This is a genomic window from Caballeronia sp. SEWSISQ10-4 2 (assembly GCF_030464885.1).
Taxonomy (GTDB): domain Bacteria; phylum Pseudomonadota; class Gammaproteobacteria; order Burkholderiales; family Burkholderiaceae; genus Caballeronia.
The window spans coordinates 1-15,465 of sequence record NZ_JALPRJ010000130.1 but is presented as its reverse complement, the minus strand read 5'-3'; the positions used below and the strand labels follow the sequence as shown (position 1 = coordinate 15,465).

General features: G+C 60.1%; 15 protein-coding genes and 1 riboswitch. Of the genes, 10 read left to right on the top strand and 5 right to left on the bottom strand.

Annotated features, from left to right (window positions below; genetic code table 11):
- Positions 1–207: 207 nt before the first annotated feature.
- Positions 208–342, top strand: a riboswitch (S-adenosyl-L-homocysteine riboswitch).
- Positions 343–374: 32 nt separating this feature from the next.
- The 9 genes from ahcY (at position 375) to M0D69_RS40965 (ending at position 10,285) form a co-directional block, all read left to right on the top strand.
- Positions 375–1,790, top strand: coding sequence for an adenosylhomocysteinase (gene ahcY / locus M0D69_RS41005; RefSeq protein WP_301787510.1), 1,416 nt, complete (start codon positions 375–377; stop codon positions 1,788–1,790).
- Between the two features lie 86 nt (positions 1,791–1,876).
- Positions 1,877–2,227 (top strand): phage holin family protein, encoded by a 351-nt coding sequence (locus M0D69_RS41000; RefSeq protein WP_031364155.1) that lies wholly within the window; start codon positions 1,877–1,879, stop codon positions 2,225–2,227.
- A 37-nt stretch (positions 2,228–2,264) separates the two neighbouring features.
- On the top strand, positions 2,265–3,104 hold the full coding sequence (metF, locus tag M0D69_RS40995; RefSeq protein WP_301787509.1) for a methylenetetrahydrofolate reductase [NAD(P)H]: 840 nt from the start codon (positions 2,265–2,267) through the stop codon (positions 3,102–3,104).
- Positions 3,105–3,528: 424 nt separating this feature from the next.
- Entirely contained in the window at positions 3,529–5,163 is a 1,635-nt protein-coding gene (locus M0D69_RS40990) for an ABC transporter substrate-binding protein (RefSeq protein WP_301787508.1), read from the top strand.
- Between the two features lie 113 nt (positions 5,164–5,276).
- Positions 5,277–6,287 (top strand): ABC transporter permease subunit, encoded by a 1,011-nt coding sequence (locus M0D69_RS40985; RefSeq protein WP_301787507.1) that lies wholly within the window; start codon positions 5,277–5,279, stop codon positions 6,285–6,287.
- Between the two features lie 4 nt (positions 6,288–6,291).
- Entirely contained in the window at positions 6,292–7,209 is a 918-nt protein-coding gene (locus M0D69_RS40980; protein WP_301787506.1) for an ABC transporter permease subunit, read from the top strand.
- A 1-nt stretch (position 7,210) separates the two neighbouring features.
- A complete protein-coding gene (locus tag M0D69_RS40975) occupies positions 7,211–8,206 on the top strand; it encodes an ABC transporter ATP-binding protein (protein ID WP_122175532.1) in 996 nt (331 codons plus the stop codon).
- Entirely contained in the window at positions 8,203–9,207 is a 1,005-nt protein-coding gene (locus M0D69_RS40970; RefSeq protein ID WP_301787505.1) for a peptide ABC transporter ATP-binding protein, read from the top strand. The genes M0D69_RS40975 and M0D69_RS40970 overlap by 4 nt, the downstream gene beginning before the upstream one ends.
- Entirely contained in the window at positions 9,200–10,285 is a 1,086-nt protein-coding gene (locus tag M0D69_RS40965) for a TraB/GumN family protein (RefSeq protein WP_301787504.1), read from the top strand. The genes M0D69_RS40970 and M0D69_RS40965 overlap by 8 nt, the downstream gene beginning before the upstream one ends.
- A gap of 26 nt (positions 10,286–10,311) precedes the next feature.
- On the opposite strand, the gene M0D69_RS40960 is transcribed toward M0D69_RS40965, so the two are convergent.
- The 5 genes from M0D69_RS40960 to pxpB all read right to left on the bottom strand — a co-directional run bounded on the left by M0D69_RS40960 (position 10,312) and on the right by pxpB (position 14,658).
- A complete protein-coding gene (locus tag M0D69_RS40960) occupies positions 10,312–11,268 on the bottom strand; it encodes a DUF979 domain-containing protein (RefSeq protein ID WP_301787503.1) in 957 nt (318 codons plus the stop codon).
- Entirely contained in the window at positions 11,265–11,984 is a 720-nt protein-coding gene (locus tag M0D69_RS40955) for a DUF969 domain-containing protein (protein WP_301787502.1), read from the bottom strand. The genes M0D69_RS40960 and M0D69_RS40955 overlap by 4 nt, the downstream gene beginning before the upstream one ends.
- A 222-nt stretch (positions 11,985–12,206) precedes the next feature.
- Positions 12,207–12,959 (bottom strand): 5-oxoprolinase subunit PxpA, encoded by a 753-nt coding sequence (pxpA, locus tag M0D69_RS40950; RefSeq protein ID WP_301787501.1) that lies wholly within the window; start codon positions 12,957–12,959, stop codon positions 12,207–12,209.
- A gap of 17 nt (positions 12,960–12,976) precedes the next feature.
- Positions 12,977–14,008 (bottom strand): biotin-dependent carboxyltransferase family protein, encoded by a 1,032-nt coding sequence (locus M0D69_RS40945; protein ID WP_301787500.1) that lies wholly within the window; start codon positions 14,006–14,008, stop codon positions 12,977–12,979.
- The gene (pxpB, locus tag M0D69_RS40940; RefSeq protein WP_301787499.1) at positions 14,005–14,658 is read right to left on the bottom strand and encodes a 5-oxoprolinase subunit PxpB; all 654 of its coding nucleotides are present in this window, start codon (positions 14,656–14,658) and stop codon (positions 14,005–14,007) included. Before pxpB ends, M0D69_RS40945 begins: the two co-directional genes overlap by 4 nt.
- Positions 14,659–14,840: 182 nt before the next feature.
- Between pxpB and M0D69_RS40935 the strand changes: the two genes are divergently transcribed.
- On the top strand, positions 14,841–15,353 hold the full coding sequence (locus M0D69_RS40935) for a winged helix DNA-binding protein (protein ID WP_122175525.1): 513 nt from the start codon (positions 14,841–14,843) through the stop codon (positions 15,351–15,353).
- Positions 15,354–15,465 lie beyond the last annotated feature (112 nt).

The window sequence follows — 15,465 nt, the reverse complement described above, 5'->3', positions numbered from 1 at the left end:
TTGTCGCCGTTGGACAAAGAAATGACGTGCCGCCACGCACAGTGGCTAATAGTGAAAAAAATACAGCTAACTCACGCAGACCACTAAGGCCGAAAGCAGCAACCTGGCACCAACTTCGACCCACACCTCCGGCGCCGCCAAAACCCGACCCAAACCCCCACCCAAAACCCCGAGTGCGAACGAAAAACCTTTGCTACAATCCGATTTCGCTTCGAGGAGCGTTGCGACGGCTTTCATCTACGAAGGCCGCCAGGCTCGAAGCATTCAATCGGACGGAGCGACAGCGCGGGTTAAATCACCACGCGCTCGTTGAACCACCGCATCGAACGGCGCTCACGTCAAATTTCTATATTTCCATTAGAAAGGAGGGCGTGATGAACGCCGCAGTTCTCGATTCCAACAAAGATTTCGTCGTCGCCGATATGTCTCTTGCCGCCTGGGGCCGCAAGGAACTGAACATCGCTGAAACGGAAATGCCCGGCCTCATGCAAACGCGTGAGGAATACAAGACGCAGCAGCCGCTGAAGGGCGCGCGTATTGCCGGTTCGCTGCACATGACCATCCAGACCGGCGTGCTGATCGAAACGCTGACCGCGCTGGGCGCCGACGTGCGCTGGGCATCGTGCAACATCTTCTCGACGCAGGATCACGCGGCCTCCGCAATCGCGCAAGGCGGCGTGCCCGTGTTCGCATTCAAGGGCGAATCGCTCGACGAATACTGGGAGTTCTCCCACCGCATCTTCGAATGGCCAAACGGCGAATTCGCCAACATGATCCTCGACGACGGCGGCGACGCCACGTTGCTGCTGATCCTCGGCTCGAAGGCTGAAAAGGACCGCTCGGTCATCGCCAAGCCTGAGAATGAAGAAGAGGTCGCGCTGTACAAGTCGATCGCCGCTCACCTCGATATCGATCCGGCGTGGTATTCCAAGCGCCTCGTCCACATTCAAGGCGTGACGGAAGAAACGACGACGGGCGTGCATCGTCTGTATCAGATGGAAAAGGAAGGGCGCCTGCCGTTCCCGGCCATCAACGTGAACGATTCGGTCACGAAGTCGAAGTTCGACAACCTGTATGGCTGCCGTGAATCGCTGGTCGACGGTATCAAGCGCGCCACCGACGTGATGATCGCCGGCAAGATCGCGGTCGTGGCCGGTTATGGCGACGTGGGCAAGGGTTGCGCGCAATCGCTGCGCGGCCTGGGCGCGACGGTGTGGGTCACGGAAATCGATCCGATCTGCGCGTTGCAGGCAGCGATGGAAGGCTACCGCGTGGTGACCATGGAATATGCCGCCGACAAGGCCGACATCTTCGTGACCGCTACGGGCAACTTCCATGTGATCGGCCACGACCACATGAAGGCGATGCGCAACAACGCGATCGTCTGCAACATCGGTCACTTCGACTCGGAAATCGACGTTGCCTCCACGCGCCAGTACACGTGGGACAACATCAAGCCGCAAGTCGACCACATCATTTTCCCCGACGGCAAGCGCATCATCCTGCTGGCCGAAGGCCGCCTGGTGAACCTGGGTTGCGCGACGGGCCACCCGTCGTTCGTGATGTCGGCTTCGTTCACCAACCAGACGATCGCGCAGATCGAACTGTTTGTGCACGGCGACAAGTACGAGAACAAGGTCTACGTGTTGCCGAAGCACCTTGATGAAAAGGTTGCGCGTCTGCATCTGGGTCGTATCGGTGCTGAACTGACTGTGCTTTCCGACTATCAGGCGAGCTATATCAGCGTGGACAAGATGGGTCCGTTCAAGCCGAACCACTATCGTTATTAAACGCGTGGTGTTGTCGTCGCTCCCAGCGCGCGCATGGGTTTGAAAAAACCCATGCGCGTGAAACTTCAAGTACCAGGAGACCATCGATGTCCGTGCTGCTGACCTGGCTGATCAACGCGCTCGCGCTGTTGATCATCACTTACCTCGTGCCGTCGATTCACATCCGCAGTTTCGGCACCGCGCTGATCGTCGCGATCGTGCTCGGGCTGATCAATACGTTCCTGCGTCCGTTGCTGGTGCTGCTCACGCTGCCGGTGACCATTCTTACGCTCGGGTTATTCATCCTGGTTGTGAATGCGCTGTGTTTCTGGCTGTGCGCTTCGTTGCTGAAAGGCTTCGAGGTATCGGGTTTCTGGTCGGCGTTCTTCGGCTCGATTCTGTACAGCATCGTGTCCTGGTTGCTGTCGGCGCTGATCCTCGGTCAGCGCAACTTCTAAGAACGCGATCGTCTTGCGCGCGCGTTCCACTCCTCCCATGAAACCGATCGAACTCTCATTCGAGTTTTTCCCGCCGAAAACGCAGGAAGGAATCGAGAAATTGCGCGCGACTGGCGCGCAACTCAAGGCGCTCAACCCGAAGTTCGTCTCCGTGACCTTCGGCGCGGGCGGTTCCACGCAGCAAGGCACGCTCGATACCGTCCTTGAGATGATGAAGCAGGGACTCGAAGCGGCGCCGCATTTGTCGTGCATCGGGTCATCGAAGGATAGTTTGCGGGGGATTCTCGGCGCGTATCGCGAGCATGGCATTCGTCATATTGTCGCGTTGCGCGGCGACTTGCCGTCGGGCATGGGCGAAGTCGGCGAGTTGCGGTACGCGTCGGAACTGGTGAGCTTTATTCGCGCCGAGCATGGCGACTGGTTCAACATTGAAGTCGCGGCGTATCCGGAATATCACCCGCAGGCGCGAACGCCTAAATCCGATCTCGAGAACTTCGTGCGCAAGGTGCAAGCCGGCGCGAATTCGGCGATCACGCAGTACTTCTATAACGGCGACGCGTATTTCCGTTTCGTCGATGAAGCCCGCAAGCTTGGCGTCGATGTGCCTATCGTGCCGGGCATCATGCCGATCACCAACTTCTCGCAGTTGATGCGCTTCTCCGAGATGTGCGGCGCGGAAGTGCCGAAGTGGATTGCGCGTCGCCTGGAAAGTTTTGGTGACGATAAGGAGGCTATTCGCGCATTCGGGTTGGATGTAGTGACCGGATTGTGTGAGCGGCTGGTGAGGGAAGGCGCGCCGGGGCTGCATTTTTATACGCTGAACGGCGCGGCTGCGAGCAAGACGATTTGCGAGCGTTTGGGATTGCCAACAGCCTGATGCTTTTGTTTAACCCGCGCGGCGTTCGCCGCGCGGTTCTTCTGTTCCCAGTTCCCGCTGTTTAATCACCTTGAAACATTGTGCATAACGAAACATGATTGGTTCATGTTCTCGTCGCGCAACATTCCCAATCATTATCTTAAAATTACATTTCTTTCGTGATACGGTAGCGCCCGAATTTGCCGTCGCGCGTGGGTTTGCCGACAAAGCGTGAATCGATGAAAAACGCGCAGAATCGACAGAAAACCTCGATAACTCGAAGAAGTTAAGCGAAAACATGGCCTTTTCAATCTCGTCAGCTGGCTTGCCGGACACACGCGCAGACGCTATTTCCCATAGGGAATTTCGTCGCCTTGTTCCCCCCGGCAAAGCTCAGTAATATCGCGCTACGCTGGTTTTAGCCGGCACCGATCCTGGAGGAAACATGAAGAAAATTGGCCTGTTGCGAGCTGCTCGTCTGTCGATGGCATTAAGCGCCGCCATCGCGGCATCGCTCGTAACCGCGAGCGTCGCCCAAGCAGCACCGATTCCTAACAAAACGCTCGTCTACTGCTCAGAAGGCAGCCCGGCCGGTTTCGATCCCGCGCAATACACGACGGGCACCGATTTCACCGCAAATACCTTCACGGTCTATAACCGCCTCGTGGAATTCGAGCGCGGCAGCACGAAGGTGGAACCAGGTCTCGCGGAAAAGTGGGATGTATCGCCTGATGGCCTGACGTACACGTTCCATCTCCGCCATGGCGTGAAGTTCCAGACCACGTCGTTCTTCAAGCCGACGCGCGATTTCAACGCGGACGACGTGCTGTTCACGTTCAACCGCATGCTCGATCCGAACCAGCCGTTCCGCAAGGCCTATCCGGCGTCGTTCCCGTATTTCACGGACATGGGCCTGGACAAGCTGATCACGAAGGTCGAAGCAGTCGACCCGTACACGGTCAAGTTCACGCTGAAGGAAGTCAACGCGCCGTTTATCCAGAACATGGCGATGGAATACGCGTCGATTCAGTCGGATGAATATGGCCAGCAATTGCTGAAAGCAGGCAAGGCATCGGATATCAACCAGCAGCCGGTCGGCACGGGTCCGTTCATTTTCCGCAGCTACACGAAAGACGCGACCATCCGTTTCGACGGCAATCCTGACTACTGGAAGGCGGGCGCAGTCAAAATCTCGAAGCTGATTTTCTCGATCACGCCGGATGCCGCTGTGCGCGTGCAGAAGCTGAAGAACAACGAATGCCAGGTGATGAGCTACCCGCGTCCGGCTGACATCGCGCCGCTGAAGGCCGACACGAACCTCGATACGCCGTCGCAGCCGGGCTTTAACGAAGGCTACGTGGCGTACAACACGACGAAGAAGAGCGTCGAGAACGTGGACGTGCGCCGCGCGCTGGACATGGCGATCAACAAGAAGGCGATCATTGAGTCGGTATATCAAGGCGCGGGCCAATCCGCCACCGCCCCAATGCCGCCGACCCAATGGTCCTACGACAAGAACCTGAAGGCTCAGGCGTACGACACCGCGAAGGCCAAGGCGTTGCTCGCGAAGGCGGGTTTCCCGAACGGCTTCGAAATGAACCTGTGGGCCATGCCGGTTCAACGCCCGTACAACCCGAACGCGCGTCTGATGGCCGAGATGATCCAGGCTGACTGGGCGAAGATCGGCGTGAAGGCGAATATTGTGTCGTATGAGTGGGGCGAGTACATCAAGCGCGGCCACGCAGGCGAACATGACGCCATGCTGATTGGCTGGACCGGCGACAACGGAGATCCGGATAACTGGCTCGGCACGCTGCTCGGCTGCGAAGCGGTCAACGGCAGCAACTTCTCGCACTGGTGCTACAAGCCGTTCAACGACCTGGTGATCAAGGGCCGCAATACGTCCGACCAGGCGCAGCGCACGCAGGCTTATATGCAGGCGCAGCAAATCTTCGCTGAGCAACTGCCGTTCTCGCCGATCGCACACTCGACGGTCTATCAGCCGACGAGCAAGAAAGTGATCGGCATGAAGATTGAGCCGCTGGGTTATTTGCGTTTCGATGGCGTCGGCGTGCAGTAAGCTGGTAGCAGTACGCTTTATGCACCAAAACTAAAACTAGTCGAAAAGGTCCGGCGACAAGGGTCACAAGCCCGCGTCGCCGGTCGCATTTTTCCTCCCCAAAGAGACGAACCATGTTCCGATTCGTTCTGCGGCGCATAGGCATGGTGATCCCGACGTTCATCGGCATCACGATCCTGGCGTTCGCGTTAATCCACTTGATCCCGGGCGATCCCATTGAAGTCATGATGGGCGAGCGCGGCGTGGACCCGGCAATGCATGCCGAAGCAATGAAGCGGCTCGGGCTCGACCTGCCGCTACCTGTTCAATATTTCCACTATGTCGGACATGCGCTGAAAGGCGATCTCGGCATGTCGATCATCACCAATACCAGCGTGATGGGCGAATTCCTCGGCCGCTTTCCGGCGACGGTCGAACTCGCGTTCTGCGCGATGATCTTCGCCCTGGTGATCGGATTGCCGGCGGGCGTGGCCGCTGCGTTGAAGCGCGGCACGGTCGTCGATCACGGCGTGATGGGCACAGCGCTCACCGGTTATTCCATGCCGATCTTCTGGTGGGGTTTGATCCTCATCATGTTCTTCTCGGCCAAGCTGGGCTGGACGCCGGTTTCCGGGCGCATTGCAGTGGAATACGACATTCCGCATCGCACCGGCTTTATGTTGTGGGACGCGCTCTTTTCCACCGATGAAGGCGCGTTCAAGTCCGCCGTCAGTCATTTGATCTTGCCGACCATCGTATTGGGCACCATTCCGCTGGCAGTGATCGCCCGCATGACGCGCTCGTCCATGCTCGAAGTGCTGCGCGAGGATTACATCCGCACCGCGCGCGCCAAAGGTCTTGCGCCCGGACGCGTGGTGATCGTGCATGCGCTGCGTAACGCGCTGATTCCCGTGGTGACCGTGATCGGTCTGCAGGTCGGCACGCTGCTTGCGGGCGCTGTGCTGACCGAGACCTTGTTCTCGTGGCCGGGCGTGGGCAAATGGCTCATCGACGCCATCAGCCGGCGCGATTATCCCGTCGTGCAGGGCGGTATCCTGATGATCGCGACGCTCGTCATTCTTGTGAATCTGGTCGTCGACTTGTTGTACGGCGTGCTGAATCCGCGCATTCGCCACACGAGGTAAGCCAATGGCCGACATTCAAAATAGCTCCCCGGCATTGACCCCCGTTCCGAGTGGCCGATTTATCGCCGTCCGGGAATTCTGGGCCAACTTTTCACGCAATCGCGGCGCGGTCGTGGCCGGCGCGATCGTGCTCATTCTCGTGTTCGTCGCCATCTTCGCGCCGCTGATCGCGCCGCATAGCCCGATCGAGCAATATCGCGACAACGTCAAGATCCCGCCCGCGTGGCTCGATGGCGGCAACTGGCGTTTCGTGCTCGGCACCGACGAAGCCGGTCGCGACATTCTCTCCCGCCTGATGTACGGCGCGCGGCTGTCGTTCTGGATCGGCTTTGTGTCCGTCGTGCTGGCGCTGATTCCGGGCATCGTACTCGGACTGACGGCCGCGTTTTTCCAGAAATGGCTCGACACGCCGATCATGCGCATCATGGACGTGCTGCTCGCGCTGCCTTCGCTGTTGCTGGCGGTCGCGGTGGTCGCGATTATCGGACCGGGGCTGGTGAATACCATGCTCGCCATCGCGATTGTCGCGTTGCCGGGTTATGTGCGTCTGACGCGCGCGTCCGCGCTGGGAGAACTGCAGCGCGAATACGTGACGGCGTCGCGCGTGGCCGGAGCCGGCACCGCGCGGCTGATGTTCTCGCAAGTGCTGCCGAATTGCGCCGCGCCGCTGATCGTGCAGGCAACGTTAGGCTTTTCGTCCGCAATTCTCGATGCCGCCGCGCTCGGTTTTCTCGGCCTTGGTGTTCAACCGCCGTCAGCCGAGTGGGGCGCGATGCTCGCGTCGGCACGGGATTATATCGAAAGCGCGTGGTGGATCGTGACCATGCCCGGGCTTTCCATTCTGATTTCGGTCCTGGTGATCAACCTGCTCGGCGACGGTCTGCGCGACGCACTCGATCCCAAACTCAAACGGATGGCATGACATGAGCGATCTCCTAACCATCCGCAATCTCGCCGTGAGTTTTAATGGACTCCCGGCGGTTGATCGAATCGATATATCTGTCAAACCCGGCGAAGTGGTCGGCGTAGTCGGTGAATCAGGCTCCGGTAAAAGCGTCACGATGATGGCGCTCATGGGTCTGATCGATGCGCCCGGCATTGTCACTGCGGACCAGGTCACGTTCAACGGCGTCGACTTGCTGAAGGCGTCGGCGCGGCAACGCAGGAAGATTATCGGCAAGGACATCGCCATGGTCTTCCAGGACGCGCTATCCAGCCTGAATCCGAGCTACACCGTCGGTTATCAGATCAAGGAAGTCCTCAAGCTGCATGAAGGCCTGAGAGGCGCGAAGCTTCATCAACGCGCGCTTGAATTGCTCGATCAGGTCGGGATTCCTGATGCAAAGAGCCGTATCGATGCCTTCCCGCACCAGATGTCCGGCGGCATGAACCAGCGCGTGATGATCGCGATGGCGGTCGCGTGCAATCCGAAGCTGCTGATTGCCGACGAACCCACCACCGCGCTCGACGTCACCATCCAAGCGCAGATCATGGAGCTGCTGGTGAAGCTGCAGAAGGAACGCGGCATGGCGCTGGTACTGATTTCGCACGATCTCGCGGTCGTGTCTGAAGTCGCGCAGCGCGTGGCCGTGATGTACGCGGGTGAGATTATCGAAACGAATCACGTGCCGACCATCTTCAGCGAACCGCATCATCCGTACACGGAAGCGCTGCTCGCGGCCATTCCCGAGCACAGCCGCGGCGCCGCGCGCCTCGCGGCTTTGCCGGGAATGGTGCCGGGCCGCGACGATCGTCCGGTCGGATGTCTGTTCGCGCCTCGGTGCACTTACGCCGTCGACGATTGCCGCAAGGAGCGGCCGGCGCTCTTTCAACTTGCCCCGAACGATCCCGCTGTGCGAGCGCGCTGCATCAAGCCGCTGAACATGGAACTTGTGGCAGAACACGGAGGCGCGCGATGAATGCCGTTCCTGAGACTTTTGCTAAAGACACGGTTCTAGTCGCCGATAAACTCACCAAGCACTACAGCGTCAAGCGCAGCATGTTCCAGCAGGGCACGGTGAAGGCGCTGAACGGCGTCTCCTTCTCGCTCGAACGCGGCAAGACGCTTGCCGTGGTCGGCGAATCGGGCTGCGGCAAATCGACGCTGGCGCGTCAGTTGACGATGATCGAAGCGCCTACGTCGGGACGTCTGCTGATCGACGGCGAGGATGTGGCAAGCGCGAACCGGGCGAAAGTGGCCGACTTGCGGCAGCGCGTGCAGATGGTGTTCCAGAACCCGTTTGCATCGCTGAATCCGCGGAAAACGGTCGAGCAGACGCTGGGCGAACCGCTCGCGATCAACACAAAGCTGACCTCCGGCGAACGCGCCGAGCGTATCGCGCACATGATGCGCACCGTCGGTTTGCGGCCCGAACACGCCGCACGCTATCCGCATATGTTCTCGGGCGGGCAGCGGCAACGTGTGGCTATCGCGCGTGCGATGATTCTCGATCCGCAGATCCTGGTGGCCGATGAACCCGTGTCCGCGCTCGATGTCTCCATTCAGGCGCAGATTCTGAATCTGTTCATGGATCTGCAGGAGCAGTTCGGGACGAGCTATGTGTTCATCTCGCACAACTTGTCGGTGGTGGAGCATATCGCCGATGACGTCATGGTGATGTATTTTGGCGGTGTAGCCGAACTTGGCGACAAGGCGACGATTTACGCACGGCCGCGGCATCCGTACACGCGGTCGTTGATGTCGGCGACGCCTGCCTTGTTCGAAGAAGATCGGCGCATCAAGATCCGGCTGCAGGGCGAAATGCCTTCGCCGCTGAACCCTCCATCAGGTTGCACATTTCATCAGCGCTGCCCGTATGCAATCGATAAATGCCGCGTGGAAGAACCGGCGCTGCGTTTCGTCGATGGCCGGCACGTCTCGTGTCACCGCGCCGAGGAGGTGGGGGAGATCGATGCCTGACACGCTGGCGGCGCGGCAGTTTGCGCGCCGTTTTGCTGTGCTGGTGGCGGCGCTCCTGGCCGTCTTTTGCTTTGCCCCGCGTTTAGCCTTCGCTGTGACCGGCGCGCGCTCGCCGCCGGGGGCCGCGACGCCGCCCGCGCCCTCCGCTTCGTTGCCCGGTTTGCGCGTGCCGGCTCCGCGCCCAACCCCGCCCGATGTAGACCGTTCAGACGGAACCACCGCCAGCGGGCCCGTTCGGGCGCAGCCGGCGCATATGCCGTTTTACGTCGCGACCAAAGGCCAGGTCACAATCTATGTGCTTGGCACGCTGCATGTCGGTTATGCCGACGACTATCCCGCCAGTCAGCCTTTCCGCAAGCCGATCTTTGGCGCACTCGATGCGTCGCCCACCCTCGCGCTGGAAATTTCCCCCGACGATTTGCTGGACTCGGAAGAAGAAGTCAGCAAATACGGCACGTGCCGGGAACCGTGCTTGTCGCGCGCGTTACCCGATGCGTTATGGAAAAAGCTGGAGGCGCGCATGCGCGGAAATCCCGCCATGCTCGCCGATATCAGTAAGTCGCGACCGTGGCTGGCGTCGATGCTGGTTGAAACTGTCGATACCCTGAAGGCCGGATTCCAGACCGAGTTCGGTACGGAAACGCAATTGCAGAACGTGTATTTGCGACCGCGCGGGCGGGTGATCGGGCTGGAGACGCTCAATGAGCAGATATCCGCGTTCACGCGGCTCACGCAGGCGCAGCAGCGGGAAATGCTCGCGCAGGATCTGGTGCAGACGCCGGCTGAGAATGTCGCCGATGTGAAGGAGTTGCACCGGTTATGGCGTATCGGCGACGCTGACGCGCTCAAGGCCTGGGACGACGCCAAAACGGAGAAACTGGCGAGATCGAAGCAGCTTGCCACCCAGATCGATAACCGCGTGGTGGTCGACCGGAACTATCGGCTCGCGGCCCGGATGGTGGCGATGGCCGCGCCGAACAAGCCGGTTTTTGTGGCTATCGGGGCGCTGCATCTTGGGGGGAGAAGAGGGGTGCTGGCGCTGCTGAGGCGGCGTGGGTTCGTGGTGGAACCGGCTTGAACCCACGCCTTCGCAATCAAACAATCTCACATAAACATCAGCCAGTTCAGCAAGAAGATATTCACCACCAGCAACGACAACGCCGTCGGAATCTGCACCTTGATCACCGCGTTTTTATCCGGTAACTCAAGCAGTGCCGCGGGCACCATGTTGAAGTTCGCGGCCATCGGCGTCATGAGCGTGCCGCAGTAACCGGAGAACATGCCGATCGCGACCATTGTTGCCGGATTGCCGTGGAATACGCCGACCAGGATTGGTACGCCGACACCGCCCGTCATCACCGGGAACGCCGCGAAGCCGTTGCCCATGACCATCGTGAAGAGCGCCATGCCGATGCAATACACGGCCACCGCGACCAGGCGGTAATCGAGGTTCACATAGGCCGTGGTCACGTGCGCGACCGCCTTGCCCACGCCCGCGTCCGAAAACACGAGGCCCAGCATGCCCAGCATTTGCGGAAGCACGGCGGCCCACGAAAGCGCATCGACGAGACGACGCGTTTCTTTCATCGATTGCCCGACGGTATCGCGCGTCATCACGCAGGCCACACCCAGCGCGACGATACAGCCGATGCCAAAACCCATCAGCGTGACGTTCTTCGGATCGAGCAGCGGCTTGCCGCCGAATGCCAGATAACTCGCACCGAGCGTAAGGGCCACCGTCACCACCGGGATGGTCAATGCAGGCACAAACAACTTGTTGCCAAGACGCTTGGCGCTTTGCCGGCGTGCTTCCTCGGAGAGCATTTTCGGCTTGCCTGCCGTGACGCCGCCCAAGCCGGCGATCAAGGCCATCGCCACAACCAGCACACCGACTACATTCACCGGCAGCCAGTCGCCGATCAGGAAAATCAGCGCATACACGAGCCAGAATGTTCCGGCAGTGAAACGGCGCGGATGGGTCTTATCGACGTAAATCATGCCGGCAACAATCACCAGCACAATGCCCAGCAGATAGAACAGATAGTTGAGCGTGAGTGTCATGCGGTTTCTCCGCGAACGTTTTTGGTCAACGCGCCGAGTTCGCGATTCAGCCGTCGATCGAGCAGCCAGAGCCGGAAGCCGTGAATCAGGAACGCGCAGATCGCGGTGGGGATGCCCCAGACGGCCACGTGCAGCGGTTCGACCACAATGCCGGCTTCCTTGAGGAAGGTTGTCATCAATACGATTGCACCGAACGCAACGAAGATGTCCTCGCCGAAGAACAGGCCGACGTTATCGGTGGCTGCGGAATAGGCGCGCAGCTTGAAGCGGGTTTCATCGGAGAGCTTGCCGAAGCGTGCTTCCGCTGCGCCTTCGGCCATCGGCGCGAGCAACGGACGCACCATTTGCGGATGTCCGCCGAGACCGGTCAACCCGACTGCCGCCGTCAACTCACGAATCAGCAAATAGACGATCAGCAGACGTCCCACCGTCGCCGCCTTGATGCCCGAAATCCAGATTTGCGCGCGCTCACGCAGACCATGCCGTTCCAGCAAACCGATCACGGCCAGCGGCAGCAAGATGATGAGCGGGATATTGCGCGTCTTGAGGAAGCCCGTACCGATCGCGGTGAGGATGCGATCGATGGGAAAGTGCGCCGCAAGCCCGGTGATGATGGCGGCGGCGGCCACGATCAGCATCGGATTGAAGCGCAGGATAAACCCCACGATGATGACGGCCACACCTATCAGTGGCCATAGGTTGACAGCGGTTCCCATAAGATCTCCAAGTGATCGGGGTAATGCCCTGGTAAGGGCTTCTTCCGCCGTTGGACGCACCGCTTGCTTTGAGCGGACCGTGCCATTGGCTTGATAAAAACGGCTCTATGGCCGCTTACGAAAACGCCCCGCAACTACGCGGGGCATTCAGGTTCTTGATGCGTCGAAAAAAGTCAGTAGACGCGTCAATTGTTCGATGCGAAAAACACTAAAGCTCGTTCTTCAAACCTCGGCCGCATGCGCAGCACGAACTTCGATGCCCGCCGTCTCGAGCGCCCCGCGAATACGTTTGGCGAAAGCGAGCGCGTGCGCGCCGTCACCGTGAAGACAAACCGTCTGCGCGTTGATCGGCACCCATTCCCCGCTGACCGCCTGGACGCGGCGTTCCTTCGCCATCGCCAGCGTTCGGGCAAGCACGGCTTCCTCGTCGTCGAGCAACGCGCCGGGGTCTTTGCGCGGCACAAGCGACCCGTCCGCCCGATATCCGCGGTCCGCGAAAACTTCCTCGATAGCCACCATGTTCGCCTTGCGCGTGGCATCGACGAGATTGCTGTTCGCCAGTCCGAACACGAGCAGCGACGGATCGAAATCATGAATCGCCGCGACGATAGCCTCAGCAATTTCCGGATTCTTCGCGGCCTGGTTATACAGCGCGCCGTGCGGTTTCACGTGCGACATCCGGCCGCCTTCTGCCTTCACGATCGCAGCCAGCGCGCCCAACTGATACAACACGCCCGCGTAAATTTCCGACGCGGGAATATCCATCTCCTTGCGGCCGAAATTCTCGGGATCGTTGAAACTCGGATGCGCGCCAATGGCGACACCCTTCGCGACAGCCCAGCGCACGCAATCGCGCATGGCGGTGGCGCCGCCCGCATGCCAGCCGCAGGCAATATTGGCTGAGCTCACCAGATCGAGCAGTGCTTCGTCGGAGCCGCAGCCTTCACCAAGATCGGCGTTCAGATCGATTTCCATCTTCGTTCCCTGTTCACTTACTGGCCGAGGCGTTCCGCATGCATCGCGATAGCCGATTCGACCTGTTTCACATACATGCGCTCTTCGGCCAGCGCGTGACGCGCGGCTTCCACCGTTGTTTCGATAAAGCGCACACCGCTATTGAGCCGCGCTTGCGCGAGCTTCCACAGGTCGGCTTTGATCACCGAGCCTATTTTTGGATAACCGCCGGTGGTCTGGGCGTCGCCCATCAGCACGATAGGCTGACCGTTCGGCGGCACTTGAATCGTGCCGGGCAGCACGGCGTGGGAGAGCAGGTCGGCTTTATCGCCGCGTTCCAGCACCGTGCCGGCGAGCCGGAAACCCATGCGGTTGCTGTTAGGCGTGATAGTCCACTCCTCGTTCCAGAAGTCGCGTTGCGCTGTCTTCGTGAAGGTTTCGTACTCGGGACCGCGCAGCACGCGGATCGGCAGCGACCAGGAATTGCCCGGCGTGTGTTTGCCTCGCCGCACGGGTTCTTCCACATACACGAACTTGCACCACACGGGCGCTTTCACGCCAAAAGCCGTTCCCGCCGACGAAAACACCGCGCTCTTGTTCGGCTGCGGCACGCCGGTGGCCAAACGGTCGCCGTCTCGCAACGCCCGGCCGCCGAGACCGCCGAAACAGGCGCCAAGGTCGGTGCTGCGGGAGCCGAGCATCGGCAAGACGTCGATGCCGCCCGCCACGCACACGTAACCGCGCATGCCGTGCCTGGCGCCGCGCAAGGTCAGTTCCTGGCCGGCCTGGACCGGCAGGCTCCACCATGAATAGACGGCTTTGTCGTCCAGCGTTGCAGCGAAATCCGTGCCGGTGATCGCCACGCGCGTGGCGCGCGTGAAGCGCAGGGTGGTCGGTCCAAGCGTCAGTTCGATGCCCGCCGCATCCGGCTTGTTCCCCACAATTCGATTGCCGATTTCCAGCGACAACGCGTCGAGCGCACCGCCCGAACTGACGCCGAGGTGCCGATACCCCACGCGCCCGAGATCCTGCACGGAGGAGAGCATGCCGGCGCGAATGACGTCGATCATGCGAGCACCTCCAGCGCGGTGAAGCGCACGTGATCGCCGGGTTGCATCAGCGTGGGCGGGTTGCGGGCGGGATCGAAGAGCTTGAGATCCGTGCGTCCCAGCAGTTGCCAGCCACCCGGCGACACCGCCGGATAGATGCCCGTCTGCTCCCCGCCGATACCCACCGATCCGGCCGGCACTTCCAGCCGCGGTTTCGGATGGCGCGGTGCGTGCAGTTTGGGATCGAGGCCGCCGAGATAGGCAAAGCCGGGCTGAAAACCGAGGAAAAATACGATGTAATCGGCTTGCGTGTGACGCTTCACGAGTTCATCGATGCTCAGGTCCAGCAGCTTCGCCAGCGGCGCCAGATCGGGGCCATCCGGGCCGCCGTAGTGCACCGGGATCTCGATTTCGGCGGTGCCCACATCGACTCCTGTTGCTTCCTCCCACGCGCTTTTCAGTTGTTGCGCCAGGCCTTCGGGATCCGCCTGCAGGGGATCGAAGACGAGCGTGAGGTTGTTCATGCCCGGCACGACTTCCACGACATGCGGCCACAGGCGCGCCGCGTCCGCGAGCGCCCACATGCGGCGCTGGCATTCGAGCGTGGCGGGCGGCGGCGCTTCGCAAACAAGCGCGGTGTCGCCGAGTGGATGAATTTTGGGTGGTGTCATGCTGGGCTTTGCCGGTAATCGAGCGTGCTGAAACGAAAGGCGAAAGCAAACCGTCTCGATGCAAACTCGGGAATGTACATTGTCAATAACTTATCGACAAATTATCAATAAGAATTTTGCGTGGCCGTGAATTTTCTTTCAATACGCTACACTCGCCGACATATTGTTCCGTATAGATATCCATGCCCCGTCATCCGACCAAGATCGTTTCGTCCGAGCATCTCGTCTCTGAAACGAGCGCCGAGCTGTCCGAGTTCGAGTACGGCCTGATCATGGCCGGCAATGCGTTCAACCGCTGGATGGTGCGATGTATGTCGGCGGCGGGCGCGAAGGACATGACCGCGGTGGAAGTATCGCTGCTGCATCATGTGAGCCATCGTGAGCGCAAGAAAAAGATTGCCGATATCTGCTTTGTTCTCAATATAGAGGACACGCACGTCGCGAGCTATGCCATTAAGAAGCTGATGGCGCGGGGGTATGTGAAGAGCGAAAAAGTCGGCAAGGAGGTGTTCTTTTCCGCAACGCCGGCGGGGCGGGAGTTGTGCGGCAAGTACCGGGAAGTGCGGGAGAGTTGCTTGATCAGCACGTTGAAGGAGAGCGGCCTGACCAACGAGCAGATAGGCGAGGCGGCACAACTGCTGCGCAATGCTTCCGGTCTTTACGATACGGCGGCGAGGGCCGCAGCCTCGTTATAGGGTTTTCGTTCGCACTTGGGTTTTTTGGGGGGTGGTTCTGGCGCTCGGTGGTCGGGGTGGTGCTTTCGGCCTTAGTGGTCTGCGTGAGTTAGCTGTATTTTTTATCACTATT